Annotated in this window: 10 protein-coding genes; 2 read left to right on the top strand and 8 right to left on the bottom strand. The window is 60.9% G+C overall.

Annotation, left to right across the window (positions count from 1 at the left end):
• Positions 1 to 496: 496 nt before the first annotated feature.
• Both QE385_RS19575 and QE385_RS19925 read right to left on the bottom strand, forming a co-directional pair.
• Positions 497 to 949, bottom strand: coding sequence for a type II toxin-antitoxin system VapC family toxin (locus QE385_RS19575; protein WP_307105146.1), 453 nt, complete (start codon positions 947 to 949; stop codon positions 497 to 499).
• On the bottom strand, positions 879 to 1,127 hold the full coding sequence (locus QE385_RS19925) for an AbrB/MazE/SpoVT family DNA-binding domain-containing protein (protein WP_373424740.1): 249 nt from the start codon (positions 1,125 to 1,127) through the stop codon (positions 879 to 881). Before QE385_RS19925 ends, QE385_RS19575 begins: the two co-directional genes overlap by 71 nt.
• 231 nt (positions 1,128 to 1,358) lie before the next feature.
• Here QE385_RS19925 and QE385_RS19570 point away from each other — a divergent pair, with 231 nt between their 5' ends.
• Positions 1,359 to 1,922 carry a recombinase family protein gene (locus QE385_RS19570; protein ID WP_307105143.1) on the top strand — a complete coding sequence of 188 codons (564 nt, stop codon included), beginning with the start codon at positions 1,359 to 1,361 and terminating at the stop codon, positions 1,920 to 1,922.
• A 392-nt stretch (positions 1,923 to 2,314) separates the two neighbouring features.
• Here QE385_RS19570 and QE385_RS19565 read toward each other — a convergent pair whose 3' ends face one another.
• From QE385_RS19565 to QE385_RS19545, 5 genes are all read right to left on the bottom strand, one after another.
• Entirely contained in the window at positions 2,315 to 5,377 is a 3,063-nt protein-coding gene (locus tag QE385_RS19565; RefSeq protein ID WP_307105141.1) for a class I SAM-dependent DNA methyltransferase, read from the bottom strand.
• Complete coding sequence (locus QE385_RS19560; protein WP_307105139.1) at positions 5,374 to 5,961, bottom strand: DNA adenine methylase; 588 nt, start codon at positions 5,959 to 5,961, stop codon at positions 5,374 to 5,376. Before QE385_RS19560 ends, QE385_RS19565 begins: the two co-directional genes overlap by 4 nt.
• Positions 5,962 to 6,070: 109 nt before the next feature.
• On the bottom strand, positions 6,071 to 7,411 hold the full coding sequence (locus QE385_RS19555) for a hypothetical protein (protein WP_307105137.1): 1,341 nt from the start codon (positions 7,409 to 7,411) through the stop codon (positions 6,071 to 6,073).
• Positions 7,411 to 8,952, bottom strand: coding sequence for a hypothetical protein (locus QE385_RS19550; protein WP_307105135.1), 1,542 nt, complete (start codon positions 8,950 to 8,952; stop codon positions 7,411 to 7,413). The genes QE385_RS19555 and QE385_RS19550 overlap by 1 nt, the downstream gene beginning before the upstream one ends.
• Complete coding sequence (locus QE385_RS19545; protein WP_307105134.1) at positions 8,949 to 9,524, bottom strand: nucleoside monophosphate kinase; 576 nt, start codon at positions 9,522 to 9,524, stop codon at positions 8,949 to 8,951. Before QE385_RS19545 ends, QE385_RS19550 begins: the two co-directional genes overlap by 4 nt.
• A gap of 587 nt (positions 9,525 to 10,111) precedes the next feature.
• Between QE385_RS19545 and QE385_RS19540 the strand changes: the two genes are divergently transcribed.
• Positions 10,112 to 11,809, top strand: a complete 1,698-nt coding sequence (locus tag QE385_RS19540) for a hypothetical protein (protein ID WP_307105132.1) — start codon at positions 10,112 to 10,114, stop codon at positions 11,807 to 11,809.
• A gap of 25 nt (positions 11,810 to 11,834) precedes the next feature.
• On the opposite strand, the gene QE385_RS19535 is transcribed toward QE385_RS19540, so the two are convergent.
• The gene (locus QE385_RS19535; RefSeq protein WP_307105130.1) at positions 11,835 to 15,602 is read right to left on the bottom strand and encodes a hypothetical protein; all 3,768 of its coding nucleotides are present in this window, start codon (positions 15,600 to 15,602) and stop codon (positions 11,835 to 11,837) included.
• Positions 15,603 to 15,726: the final 124 nt, after the last annotated feature.

Genomic DNA, 15,726 nt, shown 5'->3' with positions numbered 1-15,726 from the left:
GCGACATCAAGCGTAGCCAGGAGTTCCGAGAGTGGCTACTATGGGTATGGCCGTAATAGCCTAGGCCTGATCGGCGGTTGACAGGGTAAACATGCGACCGCCCTGAGAGCTTCTCGGTCAGTCAGCACGGACGCGCGCGGATTATCGACGCCACGGGGCCATATCGATGGCCCGGAGACGGTTGGCTTCTGTACCGCCGCTGTGTCTCCGCAAACGGTATCCACCTTCAAAATCGACCGACGCCAATTGCCGCGAATAATTCATAGCCTTTAGCCAAACGAAGTCGTCCTCACGTGGAAAATAGAAAGGTTCAGCGCGCTACCGCTTCTGGAGGCTGAACTGCGTATTGCAACCATCTAGGGCAGGGCGCCCAACAGCCTGTTCAGGCACCGTCGATCTTACCGATCTCGCTACCGATAGCACCGAACGCGCGCCCAAACGGGGCAAGACATGCTGCCACTACCAGCGATGCAGCTACGTAGTGCCTTCGAATGATTTAACGGATTATGTTGACTTCGACCTCTAATTGCAGTGCCGCCCATGCCCGGTCCGTCGTGAGCGCAACGCCCCCACGGCTTATCGCAAGCGCAAGGCAGCTCCGATCGCCGAGCGATAGTCCTGCCGAACGGGTCTCAGACCTTAGCAAGCCCACGATGGTGGCTTGATCGCGATCAACCGGAATTACGTCGACGTCGAGCTGCGCCATAATTTCCAGGATTTGATCACGAGGTGTCCCGCGGTCGACTAGCTTACCGACAACCTCCGCGTAGTTAACGGCACTCAGCAGGGCGCCACTCATCTGCTCCGCAATGCTGTCTGCGCCAGGCTCATCGAAGAACGCCGCAAGGATTGCAGAGGCGTCAAGAATGACTGGCTTGTCAGTCACGGGCAGACTCAGCCCGCCGATCAGAAATAAGTTCGTCGGAGACAAGGCCGTCGGCCGAAGCATAAGGCCGTAGCATCGCCTGAATTCGCTTCAGCACATCTCGCCGGGGACGGACGTGCAGTTCTCCGTCAATTACACGCATGACAACCTGATCGCCATCAGCCAGGCCGAGCTCCCGCCGAATGTCGGATGGCAGCTGTAATCGCCCGCCACTTACGAGCCGGCCGTTATGGGCATTCATGGCGCTGACCTCTTAGCTATACAAATTGATGCCGAACATACAGGTGCACACCCGAGGCGACAAGTGGTACCACCTCACAGCAGGTCCAAACTTGTTTTGCACGTCATTTTAGGTATACCCTGTGTGACCGCACATCGCTGGACAGGCCTAGCGTTCAATCAGGGCCGTTTGCAGAGATATTGAACACTCCGCACCCACGGTCTAGAGCCTGCCTGAACAGTGGAGATCTCAGTGTCGCTTTTTGGCTATGCCCGCGTATCAACCGTCGGTCAGAATCTCGCCATCCAGATTGCTGCCCTGAAGGCCGCCGGCTGCCAAACGATCCGGTACGAGAAAAAGTCGGGCACCGAGCGAGGCGCCCGGCCCGAGCTACAGATCTTGCTCGATTTTTTACGCGAGGGCGACACATTGGTCGTCACTCGCATCGATCGGTTGGCCCGGTCGATGAAAGACCTTCAGGATATAGTGCATGAGCTGAAGGGGAGGGGGGTCGAGATCAAGGCGACCGAGCAACCGATAGATACCACCACGGCGGCAGGCAAAGCCTTTCTCGATATGCTAGGCGTGTTTGCCGAATTTGAGACGAACCTTCGACGAGAGCGGCAGGCAGAAGGAATCGAAGCGGCGAAGGCGAGGGGCGTCTATAAGGGCGGCAAGGCGAGGATCGATCCAGATGCCGTGCGAAGTCTCATAACGGATGGCATGAAACCGGCACACATCGCACGGCAACTCGGCATCTCGCGGGGCACCGTTTACAAGTACATGCCCAAACGGTCCGACACGGTCACTTCGTAGCGTGCCTCCCGCCCTCCGGCATTCCTGGTGGTAACCGGCCTGTCCGCTTTCCGGCGCCGATCGCGACAAAGCGGACGCTCGTACAGACGGCACGTCAGGGGCTTGGACGCCCACCGATGGTAGGAAGCAGGTAGTCCGCTTTCGGACAGCCGTTTCAGTAAGCCGCCATCCGTTCAACTAGGGTTGGGGCCAGGGAGCCACCTCCTATTAGAAAGCGGCAGATCGCCCCTCCGCAAATTTAAGCGTGCAAGTGAGCCTTGGTTCAGCTTGCTCACAAGAATCGTTACATAACAATCGCTCGGTGCCACTATGGTGTACGCAAGTCTTTGAACAATTTCTAAAAATAATCTTGTCCAAAATTAGAAATTTCTCCACTTATTAAGTCGATCTGCTCAATTGAGAACCAGGGCGTCTTTATGGGTTCGCGAAGGTGGCGCACCAGATATGCCTGGAATGCGCACACGATTCGACCGGATGTCGTCGAGTATGCAGAGAAAGTCTACCTGGGCAGTTGAACTCGTCCAATTCCGGCGCTCGTCAGGCTTCACTACATAGACCGCAGTACCCGCGTAGACACGGACACTACGCCCGGTTCGAAATCTCGGTAGCCTTTCCATCTCGTCGGAAAAAATTCCGATCTCAAAAAGATCGGGATCTTGAATACTCAGCCCCTCCGTTGGTCGTGGCGGTCCTTCCTGCACTTCAAACTTGAGTGCGACCATATCCGCAGAGACTCGGACGGCCCGTGTCGCCACCGCTCGCGCAGAACTCGCGATCCTGAGAACGGTGTCTAGCCAGTGCGCGACTTCGCAACCGTAGTCGTGCAGCAGCCTAGGCGTGATTTTGTCGACCTCCTTCTGGCGCTCCTCACGAGAGTCCAGCAGGATTGGCCGAGTTCGCGCAAGTGCGTCTTGAACAATTGGACGATCATGCCCGTCCAGATTGTATAACTCCATGACAATCTCGTCGGCCATGTCCAACGCAGCGGTTGCCGAACGCTCGCCGAGCGCTTGGTGCAGCCGGCTCAGTCTGTTCCGTTCGCGCGGCGAGAGAATGGAGAGATCTGGAAATGCCAGCATCTCCAGATCAATTTTCTCGATCTTGGGTTGCTTCAGGCCGGTGTTCGATCCGCCCATGGTCAGCAAGAACGCAACCGTCCGCGAGTTCAGCACGATCGATAGCGCGTCGGCGAGCTGCGGGTCATGACCCGCGAATGAGATTCCAACAAAGGAGTCGGTGAAGATGGTGTCTTCGGACACAACCGCAGCGGAGTAGCGGCCGCGCTGCAGGGCGCCTGCGAAGCCTGCTTCGGGGCATAGGACCAGCGGTGCGCAGTAAGCTGCACGCTCTCGCGGGCGGTGCGCGTGTTCCAGTTTAAAGCGGGGCAATCGGCGCGTGTTGATCCTCAACGGGCGGTAACCAGCTGGATCAAGGAAAGGGAGGCCTGTGAGGCTTGCAGTGTTGCCTTTGCTACCTCCGCCGACTTGTAAGCCCTGCTCCATCCGCAGGCCGTTGGTGTGGCACCATGCTCCCAACCGGGTTAGGGCGGGCGAGCCTTGGATTGTCTCAACAACTTGGTACTCGCGCGCATTGCCGAACACGGCAGCTTTAAGTAGCACCGGGTCTCCAACGACAGCTGGAAGCGGCGAATTGTGAAAATCGTCGCTTGATAAGTCCAACACCCCGTTGCGACGGAAGTTCGGGTTCCACCTCACGTTGGCGGTCTCCAATACCGCGCCCTCTGTGGGCGCGCCCAGCGTGCCGCAGAAGAGGAGTGCAGGGCCGGCGTTGGGCTTCCGGCTCCCAGGCCGCCCGATAAGTGACGGAAAAAGCCCCTCGCCCCTCATCTGCGAAAAGTTGACCAGCTTGGCATCGCGGAACGTGGAAAACAGCAGCCGCCGGGCCTCACCGGCGAGCCGGTCCTTACTAAAGAAGGGTGTGGCCTTCATCAGCAGCGCCATGCGGGCGCCTGACGCCGCATGGCGGCGCGCTTGCCACAGGAAGGCCCAGTCGGGCGATCGCCTGGGTTGAACGACCTTGGCCTGTCCCGGCTTCGCACCATCGTCTGAGGCGGCCCCTCCATATGTCCAAGGAGGGTTCCCCACTACGACGTCGAACGTCCGACCATCGAACGAGGCATCGAAGAAACTAGTCTGAAGCAGGTTGCGGCCGATAAGGTGGTCGAACTTGAGCCACTCGAGATCGCAGGAGTCTAGGTCAGGATCCAGCTCTAGAGCGGCCAGGTAAAGGCTAAAAGCGGCGACCTGCAGCGCGCCAGCGTTGATGTCGACGCCGAATATTTGGTTGCGGAGCACGTCGCGCACTAGTTCGCGGGTGTTAGGCTCGTTGCGCGTGCGCAGCCAGACTAGGCGTCGCATGGCCTCTACAAGAAAAACCCCCGAACCGCACGCCGGGTCGAGCACTTTTGCATGTCCAGTGACGCCCTCCATCACTTGATCGAGTGTAAGGTCCACGAGGTTAACCGGGGTGTAGTGCAGACCTTGCATCGCAGCGGAGGTCCCTGCGACGGTGTGAGCGAACTGCTCGTAAATTGAAGAAACTAGTTCGACCGGAATAAAGTCGAAACGGAACGGAAATGCGCTCATCTGCCCGGTCGCGGCCTCATGGCCATCAAGGAAGTCGGCGAGAGTTGCGAGGTGTTGGCTCTTGATAAGCGAGCGCTCGTCGACAACGTTTGGTGGAAATAAATCGCCGTTGAAGGTCATGCGCAACCACTCAAAGAGTCGCGGGGCGGTATCAGTGGAGCGTAGGGTGTCGCTGAGCCTTTCGTACCCAAAGAGGCGCCGCAGAAGATCAACGCCGAGCACGCCGCGATCAATCAAGTACTGCGAAAAAATCGTACGCCCGATCAACTTTTGCGCCATGAGCGCGGTCAATCCGCCCCGTGTTAGCGTCAGCTCCACCGCCGTAAGTTCGCGGAGCAGCACGGCGTCTACCCGGTGATGGCGGTCAATGCGTCGCGCGAAGTCCGAGGCCCAGAAGGCGCCCGTATCAAAAGCCAGCCGCCCGCAAGTAGTGACGAGCTGCTCGACGCCGCTGCGGTGAGCAAGCGAAAACTCGGCGAGCTGCACGTCGGCCAATCGCCCAGATGGCCGACGGTAGCTGTCTAGGATCAGAACCCTGTCTGGCAGGCTCACCCACAGTAAGGGCGCCAGACCGACGTTCCACGCCAATCTGTGGCAGTCAACGGCAGCTTCGTCATCTAGTCCCGCCCCGCTGGCGTCCACAAACATGAGTACGGGCGCCGTGCCACTCTTGAACACGCCCTCAATCGCGAGCGGGAAGCGCGTGCGGTCAAATAGAAATGCGTAACGGCCGATACCTGTGTCGCGCGGCTGCTGCGGCTTAAACGTGATCATGCCATCGGTTGGACCACCGCCGCGAGTAAAGCCCGCTCGCTCCATCAGATCCCAGAAGCCAGGGACGGAGGTCATTCGGCCCCCTCCCCGGTGCCGGGCACATGTCCGGGGTAGCTGCTGGCGAGCCACTGGACAAAGACGCTGCGTTCGGGGGCGGTGAGCCGTTCGACCTTGCGGCAAACAGTTGCAACGCGGCGCTTGGACCGTTCGCGCTCGCGGAAGTCGGCGCCCGCTCGCGTCGGCTCGTGCAGCGAGAGAGTGTCAGGGTAGTTAGCCCAGAGCGTCTCCGTCCTTCCGCCGGAGCGAGCGCCTGCGCGGAATTCGATCTGCCGCCACCCGGCGAGGCGCTCCTGGTATAACCGGGTCGGCTGCCCCGATACTAGCACCTTGCAAGGGAGGCCGAGCAAGACGTCAAGCAGTTCGGCATGATCTGAATCGTCGTAGTCGTAGCGATAGCGGTTGCGGGTTTTGCGGGTTTCTAATGGGTACGGCGGGTCCGCATAGACCAGCTCATCGCCGCTGAACGTGAAGTCGCGCAGGAAAGCGATAGCGTCGCCGTGAACCACCTCGCAAGGTGGGCATGCGCTTTGCCAAGTGTCAACAACGCGGCGGTCGGCGTCGATGCCTATCTGCCGCTCACTGGGCCGCTTGGCGCGCATCACGGCTCCACCACCGAGGTGGGTTTCAATGTAAACGCGGTGAGACGGCATTGCGCCGATCACGCGCGAACAACAGTTCCCCTTGCCTCCAAAGTAGCCCATGCAGACACTATCGCACGTTCTTGCGATGCGCGATAGGGGGCGCGAGTTCGGCCCACCCTAGCTCTGGCCCGGCTGACGGCCATTCGATGAGCGCCGCGTCTAAGGCAGCGACGCGAGCCACGTGTAGGCGAGCCGCCGCTGCGGGTCGCCCGGCCAGCACGAAGATGTCTCGCGCTCCGGTGGGATGAAGATTGAGGATGCTTGTTGAGAAGCCGAGTTCAGCGAACTGCCGCAGCCGCAGCTCGACGAGCTCGTCACTGCGCGTCGGCAGGTTGAAGGCGACGAGCGCGTCCGCCGGCAGCTTGGAGAGCAGCCCCAGCTCGGTGTTGTCGATGGCGAACTGCATGGAGAACAGCGCGACGGCGATGTCGGCGTCCAAATATCCGGGTCGAATTTGATCGGGTGAGGTCACGGCGTGGAGTCCGCGACCGGCCAAGTGCCGCACTGCCTCTTCGTCCGTCTCCAGGCCCCACCAGTTTTGGCAAGCCACGTCATCTGCGATAGGGAACTTGCCACAGCCAATTTCGAACACGCGCGGCGAGTCGCTAAGATGCCGGATAGCGGCGGCCACCACGCGCCGTATGCGCGAACTGTGGAGTAGGGGCCTCTTGGCGAGCCGACGCTCACGCCAGCGATTGACGCTAAGCAAGGCTTCATGGGGAAGGTGCGCCGTGTCAGTTGGCAAATAGAGTACGTCCATAAAGCGCTGCCGCAGCATTCCGTCGACCATCTCGGTCTCCGCGCCGCCACCTAGCAGGTCTTGGAACACGCCGCCGCCCACATGGACGAACCGCTCGTCTGACTCGCCCGTGACGAAGCCGATGCTCCGGCGGTAGCGGTCGATTTGCTCACCGATTGCCACGGTCTTCGAGATGGGTTCGCTGCGAGCCAGACCACGTATGATGTCGATCGCGCACTCAAGTTCGTCTACCACATGGTCGGAGAGCCCAAAGACAAACGGGTGGATCCAATCAGTCAGGTCCTCTCCGAAGACGTCGGGCACTGACGATCGGCGGTAGTGCGTCTCCCATGGAGCCCAGGTAATTATGGGTATGCCGCGCTGGGCGGCGAACATCATCTCGGCGCCGATGCCGATACCTTTCGCTCGCCGCGCGTCGACCAGCATTACATCGCTGATTGAAACGAGGTGCAGATCGCATCCAAAGTTGAGACCGAAGTCCTGCCTCCTGATGTCCGTTTTGGCAGGGTTCAGCAGCTCCACAGGTGAACCGACACCGGACCTGATCGCTTCTTCGTCGTCGTGCGACCAGAAGTGATCAGGCGAGCGCGGGTCCTGCGCCCCCTTGCGGATGCTCCCCGAGAGATAAATGCGCAGTGGCCGCGTCATCAGACGACGTGCTGGATGGCAGCGACCAGCTTCTCCCCGCCTTCGATCGCTCCCGCTGCCATGCCGGGTAGCTGGAGCATGCCCCTGACCACTCCCTTGAGCGTTTGCCACTTACCCTTCCTTTCGTCGCCTGTTGCTTTAGCCGCGTCCTCCGCGGCCTTGACGGCCAGTTCCTTGTCGCCTTGGTCAACGTCACTGGCTGCGAGAGCGCGCAGGAACGTTTCGACGAGAGGGGTGAGCTCCTTGATGTTCTGGTCGGGCTGCTGATTCAGCGTATTAATGGTCGACTGGATGGCGTCCCCCAGTACGTTGCCGCTAATTACATTGCCGCTCCCAGACTGTTCTATCTTGTTACCCATGTAGATCTCCTGCTTCGCTACGTATATGAAGGTGTTGCCGCCGCCCTGCGCGTTCACGCTGTCGAAGAGGTTTGCTGGCCCCTCGATCAAGAGACGGGGCAGCGGGGCGCGGACTGCAACTTCGGCTAATCTCCAGTCCGGCTTTGCAACTGAAAATATCTTGGCGCCGATAATATCGTCTGGCCCGTAGCGGCTATAGTCGGCGGTTAGCACGTCGCGCGCCACCGCGTCGTCGAGCGTGTTCGCGAGCAATGCTAGGTGGTCGACGAGTGCGATCTTCACTCGCGGGCTAGCTTCGGTCGAATACCAATCGATCGTTTCCATGCGCCGATCTTCGAGCGCAATGGTGGCCAGCCCCAGCGCGAGGCCCTCACGCGCGAGGTCCGAGGGCTCGTTGGCGGCGTTCATCATTGCGGTGAGGAGGTCAAGATGATGTTGAGCCGCGTCCGCCGTCTTGGTGATCAACCGGTAAACCCACCGACGTACATTGGGATAGTCTAAGAGGTCCTGTGGCGTGCGCAGCAGGCTTCCGAACGAACCTGCGGGGTGGCGATGCTCGGCCCAGACGCTGTATTCAACGTTCTCGCGATCATCGTCGAACGCGCAGTTCCGCACGAGATCAAGGTCAGCGTACCGCTGGTCGATTGTGCGCGCGTTGTCCTTGGCATAGCCGCATAGAAGGCAAAGCCATTTGCGGGTGATAGCGTGCTTTTGCCAAGCGGAGATGTTGAGGTCGTCTCTCGCTGGCTCGCCTCGCGCGTAGAGCTTGGCAGCCAGTTCCAGCGAAGTCCCGCGGTAGTCCTCGAGCTGAAGGTTGAGCTTAGTTCTGCGATCCTCATCCGCGACGCCATTGAAAGCGGCGGAAGCCCAGCCGCGGTTTTCTAGATCGGTTTCCCCTCCAAGCAGGGCGGTTTCCAAAGCGCCGATCTGGCCGGTGTCCCGCAGCAGAGCTGCAAGCTTGTAGGCCCATCGTCGGACCTTAAGATCGCGCGACGACAGATGGGCCGCGAGGCCGATCTTTAGAAACGTCGGATCGGTGAACGCTTGTCCGCCTTCGAATATCTCGCAGGCTCGCTGCAGCCCCGTCTTGACCTGCGCGGGATCATCTGATCCAAGCATCATCTCGATGACGTGTGACGCCTCTCGCGATGCGGGCCTCCTGCGGGGCGGCACGCGCGTCATCCTTGATTCGCACCTGTCCGGTTAAGTCCAAGCGCTGCTTCCACATCGGCCAGGATGGTCTCGGTATCGCGTGCCGCATCGATCCTTATCAGCGTCACTGCGGGGGGAAGGTGATCCAGTAGAGGCAGTTGCACTGTCTGGAACTCTAGATCGCGACTTGTGATACGGCCGTCGTCATCCGACCGTCCCCGCGCCGCAAGGCGGGGGTGCGTGATCGCCGTGGAGCACTCAAGATAGAGCGCAAAGACACTTCGCTCGATTGGAAGCGAGTCAACTAAGGCCGCATACGGCGCAAGAGAATTTGCTGCGCGAGGGTAACCATCAACTATCAGGGCGGTAGCGGCGTGGATTCGTTGATCCAGCCAAGGGTAAAGCTTTTCACTGGTAATCGTGCGGCCACTCGCAATCGCGGCCTGCATTGCATCGGGATCGATGCCGATGTTCGCCAGCGTCGCCGGGTCTTTGAGCATGTCGCCGAGCGGTAACTGCAAGAACCCGTGCCGCTCCGCCAAGCTACGGGCGACGGTCGATTTTCCAGCTCCGGGCCGGCCAAATAAAGAAATAACCGTCACTCGGGCTCCGCTTTTCTATTCCGATTGTAACGGAATATTCATGCTCGTAAACATAGATTTGCGAACGGCACCGCATCCCGAATCTAGACCGACTACGGCCCTTTGGGCCACGACTGTCAGGCCTTCCGGCACCGGGTTGCGTAACGGTCTTCCCATACGCCGGTCGTGGGAGGGGCGACGATCGCGTAGACGAGCTATCTTTCGTCACCGTCCTCGAGATGAACGCGCCAAAGCCGTCCATTCGTCGTGGGGGCTTCGTGAGCAGCTTCGAGCAATTGATCGCACCTCCACCCCCACGTGATCTACAAGCACACCTAAACGTATGGCCGAAGTTGGGAGCCAACACGCGACCTTGCATGACCGAAAGTGGGTCTTCCCGCTTGCGGCCGCTGGCGACCAACTCACGACATTCAGCGTCGGTGATGCGAGCGTCGGCTTTCGCTGAAACTCGCCATTTGGGTAGTACAAACCGGCCGCTTAGCATTGGGGAAAACTATCGAGAAGGCGGCCGCGAAGCTACGTCGCTGAGCCTACTGATCCCACAAGAGTCGCGCAATTCGGTCTCGCGTTGATATGTTGTGTGCAACATGCCAAGCCATATCTTCTTTTCCTGGCAGCTCGATCGCGCGCCGCGCACCGGGCGCAACCTCATCCAGCGCGCGCTCGAAGCGGCGATCGCCACGCTCGAGGCCGATGCTCAGATCGACCCCGCCGACCGGCTCGAGATCGATCGCGATACCGCCAACGTGCCCGGCCAGCCGCCCTTGGTCGACACGATCTTCGCCAAAGTCGATGGCGCCACGGCCTTTCTGTCCGACCTGACCTATGTCGCCGAACGCGTCGACGGTCGCCGCATGCCCAACCCCAATGTGCTGATCGAGCATGGCTATGCGATGAAGTCGCTGACTTGGCGCGCGCTCATATCGGTGATGAACGTCGCGCACGGTCACCCCGACGAGCACCCGCTGCCGTTCGACCTGCAGCATTTTCGGCGGCCGATCTTTTTCAATTGTCCCGAGGACGCCGACGAGGTGGCGCGTCGCGCCGCCAGAGAGGATCTGGCGGGAAAGCTGGTCGTCGCGTTGCGCGCAATCCTCGTGGACACCGCGCTGCGCGCTGCGAAGGTGCCGGACCGACCGGTCGAACCGCATCCCGAGGATGTCGCCCTGTTCGCCCGCTTCCGCGAATTGATAACGCCGGCTCATCTCAGGTTCCTGCGCGATACAAGCTTTCGCGGGCCCTTGCGCCGCGACAATCTCAATCCGGTGTACGAGATTGCCGAAGACTGGATCGGCGCGCGGTACGAATTCCACGATGACGTCATCCAGGCGGCCTTCGCCGAGGTCCGCCGTGCGGCCGACGCGCTGGACGGTCTGATGCACGCGCATCTTTACATGAGCGACACGATGCAGGGGATGATGACCCCGCTCACCGGCCGCGACCGGGCGCAGGGAACCCAGCCTGCCACGGTCGAGGCCATCGGCAAGATGGATGCGGGGGCGACGGCGCTGGTCGATGCGGTCGACGCGTTCGAACGCGTTGCTCGCGATCGTATTCGGGTTACGGCCGGCGATGCGGCGGACGCCGGTGCGCAGCGCGATGCGCTGGTTGCGCGCGCTGGCGACATCCTGAACGAGATGGCGCAGCATCGCGGAATGGGCCGAGTTCCAGGGCTCGTGAGCCGGCCCTGCGTGATGCTCCGCGCCGTCCCCTTTAGCGCGCTTGAGGGGCGCCGGCTTGACGCGGGGCAGGTCGCCAAGGCCCAGCTGCTCTTCCCGCCCGACGCGAATGTGCGGGTTGAAACCGGCACCGACGGTGATCAATGGTGGAGCATCGAACCTGGTCGTGATGTCGGCCACCACAATCCGGAGGCACGCTGGCGGACGCGACTTGTCCGGCCCGGCGCTATCGAGATCGAGGCGATGATCGGCGAGCGGCTGGACATTGATCCCGAGATCGTGATCGATGGCTTGTTGTTGGAAGCGATGATAGTCGGCGCGTTCGCCCGACTCGGCGCCGCGCTCGCCGAACTCGGGCTGGTCGGGCCGACGCTCCTGTCGATCGCGTTTGACGGTACCGAGGATGTCGAGCTGTCGCGCGCGCAGCCGGGCGGGAGAAAGATGCGGGTGCCCGGATTTGCTATGCCGTTCGTGCTGGTCGACACGCTCGATGGTTCGGTCGGCGACGCGTTGCACGACGCCTTCGATCGCATGTGGCAGCGGTCGGGCTGGGCGGACGGGTCGCCGTCGTTTAGCACAGGCTACTGGCGCAGCAGCCGGGATTGAAGCTAGCGTCGCGTGACGGGCACGCCTAGCTCGCCAGCGGCAATCCCTGTTCGTCGATCAAGCGCTCGCCGCGCGCCGTCTCGATCTCCCGGATCAGCCAAACACGATCATCGCCGCCTTGATCCCCGATGTCACCGAGCATGTCCCTGACCTCGAAACGCTGGTAGGCCCGCATCATGGCCGCCACATAGCGATAATGATGCACGTCGATCGGCTCGCTCAACACACGCCTGATCAATGCCAGATGGACGTCGCGGTGGAGCGGGTTGCTGGTCGCGCCGAGTCGAAAGATCAGTTGGCCTTGGTCGATATCGGGATGCTCCAGGCACTGGCCCAAGGCACTCGACGGAAAGGTGCCGAACGCGTCGGCGAATACAGCGGGAATTAGCGTCGCGAGGCGAGCCGTGGATAGCATGCGATCCAGCAACGGCTTGTTATATGCTTTGACGTCCTTAAGCGCCCGAAGCACCGCCTCGGCCTTAGCGTCATCGTGCTGAAACGTGGTCAGGACCAATGCAACCGCGGCCTCAGGCAAAGCCGAGAGCATCTCTGGGGTGAAATTCGGGTCCCATCGGCTAGTTGCGCTGAAGGTCGAAATCCAGCGATCGAATTCGACCGGGCCGCTGCCTTCGGCTTCCACGTCGAGACGGGTGCCGAGCCGGTTCCGCCAATCCCGATAGAGAGCGACAGTCCGATGCAGATGATAGGCGGGTAGTGCGTTGGGCTGTTGGCAAACGAAGCCGACAATATGCGCGACGCCTTGCGGATAGATTGCCGCGGTCGCTTCCAGCAATTGATCCATTGTTTTGGGTAGCATGACGCCGCCGATCCGGGACCATAAAGTCTCGATCAGCGAAGCCGGGGCGTCCTCGAGGAACCGCAGGGGCTCCAGTGCGGGAACGTCCGGCATGCCGGAATATGACTGCGGCAGTCCCGCTAGCAGTTCCGGAAGCAGGGCATTCCCGTGCCGCGCGACAAGGACGCGCCAGCCGGTCGTGGCGTGACCGTTGGCGATCCATGCTCGGGCGGTTTCGTCATCGATGTCCGGCGAAAGATACTTGGTAAGGCGGTGATGGTGTATCTTGAACGACGTAAAGGCAATTTTCTGGAACGCGCCGATCCACGGCTCACCTCGCTCGACCACGGCAAATCCCAGATATTCCTGTGCTTGCTCGCTCATCGCGGGAAACCGCTCGAGCAATGCGGCGAATACCGCGTTGTCGCCGCAATCGACCAGTACGCGATTGAGCTCGAGCCACCCACTGCTTCCTGGCTTGACTGCCGTATCGACGAGATGGTCGTAGGTTGCCGCAATATGTCTTGCCAGCGCGCGGTTTGCGCGCCGCCCTGCTGCGCTCCGCAGCAGCCATGGAGCAGCTCGTACCAGCTCGTCGAAATATGGGTGTCCCCACTCCGGGAAGTCCGGTCGGCAGCCCAGTGCCGCTGCCAGCGCTGCAGCGCCGGACACCGTATTGTTGACCGCCAATTGCCCGAGCCAATCCGACCATTCCGGTCCGCCGTGATCGGCGATTATCCCAAGGACGAGTTCGGTCCCGCGGGCTGGCATCCAGCTCGCGAGGATCGATCGATGCGGGTACAGCAATTCAGGGTGCAGAGCCGCTGACCATTCGGGCAGCGCAAGCCTCGCTTCATACACTTCGCTCAGGACATCAAGGGCGGGACCCAGGTAGTCGGGTTTGTTGATCGCCAGTGCGGCAAGGCCGGCGCGGCTGCGCCGCGCGAGGCTGGCATCCCCAAGCCCCCGGTCGATCGCGCCGCCAATCATCGGATCGACGGCCCCGATCGGTCGGCCGGTTTCCAGAGTAGCGCTGAGAACGATATCGCTGTCAACAATCGCACGGCCGTCTTCCGCTGCGGCCACGTCACCGGATTGCAATGCCAAGGCATAACATTCCCGCGTCGCGATCGATCGAAGCGCATCGCTGCTCGAAAAATGCCGCAGCAGCCCACGTCCTGCCAGCCAGTTCCAGTAAAGGTCATGGATGGGCAAGGCCTTCCCGTTGCGTTCCGTTATGGTGCCCAGCCGACGGAGAAGCTGCTTTGACTCCGTGATCCCGGCGGACCCGGCGTGAGCCTCGAGTTGCGCGATGAACCTGCCGAACCCCCGATCGTCTGTCAGGACCGATGCCGCAGCGGCTCGAGCAAGGGCGTCGGTGAATCGGCCGGGCAGGTCACGCGCCAATTGATCATGGAATTGGCGCAGGAGCTCGCCCGTGGAGAAAGCATCTGCGTCTGTCAGAAGATAGATCGACAAAAGCAGGGGTAGGCGAAGCAGATCGATGATCGCTTGCGAAAGTACGGGCCGGCCCGGATGCGCGACGCCTGTGCTCGCCGCGACCTGCTCGGGGGTGAACAGGTCCAGCGTCCAAACTTCGAACGCGGCACCCGCGCCTTCCGCCGATTTTGCGGTCGCGATAATGCGCGCGTTGCGGAGCCTTGTTAGCGCCTTGTGCCTTTCGCCCGCCTTATCCCCGCTGGCAAATTCGGACCATCCGTCGATCATGAAGCAGACGCGCGGATCGGACACGATTGCCTCGATGGACAGACCGGCTGCAGCATATGTCAGTGGCGCGAAGAGTTCGTCACTGGTGGAGAGCTCGGCGGCAGACAGAAAGAGCGGAAAAACTTCCTGTTTGTCGAGTAGTTGTCGCGCCGATCGCCAGAGCGCGTGCGATTTCCCCGACCCCGGTCCTCCGATGACCATATGCCGCTTGCCCATCAGACCGGCGAGCGTGTTAATCGTAGCCCGGTCACCGTCCTTTTGGGAAGGGTTGGAGCGCGTAAGCGTCCGCTCAAGCGCCGCGATCTGATCGAATGCGGTGCGTCCCCCGACCCGGTCGTCCCCGACCAGCGCTGCGAGGGACGGCGGTTCGGCCACCTCTAGCATCGCAGACGCGATCATCCGCAATGCAACCGGATCGATTGCCGCTTCAGGCCTAAGCGCGGCACCGGCGATCGCCAACTGCTCGACGATCTGAGACGGCATTGCGATCGCGGTGGCCCGCCTCAGGCAATTGATCAGATGAGTGCGCGTGAGTTGTCGCGTCGAAGATGTGAGGATCGTGGTCAGCAATTCCCCAAACACCACATCATAGGCAGCATGCGCCGCAGCAGGCGTCGCCTGAACTTCCTCGCACATCGCCGACAGTTTCGTCCGGTTGCTGCTGGCGATTAGCTGCCAATCCGGCGCGCCACATTCGAATGTGAGCCTGGCCAGCAGCTGCTCCCTAAGCGTTGCGGCGTTGCTCTTGCGCACAAACGTCCTTGCGGGTCCCTTGGGAAGACGAGCAACCAACGCTTTGCTTATCTCGGCAACTGGGCCGCCAGCCGCAGCTTTTCGCCAAGCGTCAAGCCCACGATCCCCCGAAGGAAGTGGATTTTTTCGCTCCTTGCCTATCTCGGACGTCGTCAGGAATACGATATCGACGATACGGCCGGGATTGGCCTGTCCCAGACGATGCACGCTCTCGATAGTGTCAAGTACATCGCCCGAATTGAGGGTAATGCGTCCCGATTCACGCGTGTCCTTGACCTGGGTCGCCTTGAGAATCTCGTCAATCTGATCGGGCTGCTTGAGAATCTCTGAGAAGTCCTCGGCGACCTCGATTTGCAGCGTATTGCCTTCGGGCAGATCGATCCAGGCGGCAGCGGACTGGTGCAACTGGTAAACGTAACCGCGCAACGACGCGGTCGCCTGGCGTAAAAGGTCTGCTTCCGGGATAGACCATGGTCTTGCCGGACTGCCCATCGAACTTACTTTAGTTTCCGCCAAGGTTCGTGTCTCTCATGAGGTCACCAAGGTTCCGACCGTTTCTGGTCAACTGGGTCTGGTGAGGTTGCCAAACGGTCGCTACGATATTGTCGCAACCCCAAGGCCACGCAACTATCGTGCACGG

The sequence above is a fragment of the Sphingomonas sp. SORGH_AS_0950 genome (genome assembly GCF_030818415.1).
In the GTDB taxonomy this organism is placed as follows: domain Bacteria; phylum Pseudomonadota; class Alphaproteobacteria; order Sphingomonadales; family Sphingomonadaceae; genus Sphingomonas.
Note: the sequence above shows the minus strand (reverse complement) of the source record. Positions and strands in the feature narration are given on the sequence as shown.

Bases quoted from the DNA above. Each gene is read 5' to 3' on its own strand.
- QE385_RS19575 (WP_307105146.1), bottom strand. From the start codon at position 949: ATGCTTCGGCCGACGGCCTTGTCTCCGACGAACTTATTTCTGATCGGC.
- QE385_RS19925 (WP_373424740.1), bottom strand. From the start codon at position 1,127: ATGAATGCCCATAACGGCCGGCTCGTAAGTGGCGGGCGATTACAGCTG.
- QE385_RS19565 (WP_307105141.1), bottom strand. From the start codon at position 5,377: ATGACCTCCGTCCCTGGCTTCTGGGATCTGATGGAGCGAGCGGGCTTT.
- QE385_RS19560 (WP_307105139.1), bottom strand. From the start codon at position 5,961: ATGCGCGCCAAGCGGCCCAGTGAGCGGCAGATAGGCATCGACGCCGAC.
- QE385_RS19555 (WP_307105137.1), bottom strand. From the start codon at position 7,411: ATGACGCGGCCACTGCGCATTTATCTCTCGGGGAGCATCCGCAAGGGG.
- QE385_RS19550 (WP_307105135.1), bottom strand. From the start codon at position 8,952: ATGACGCGCGTGCCGCCCCGCAGGAGGCCCGCATCGCGAGAGGCGTCA.
- QE385_RS19540 (WP_307105132.1), top strand. From the start codon at position 10,112: ATGCCAAGCCATATCTTCTTTTCCTGGCAGCTCGATCGCGCGCCGCGC.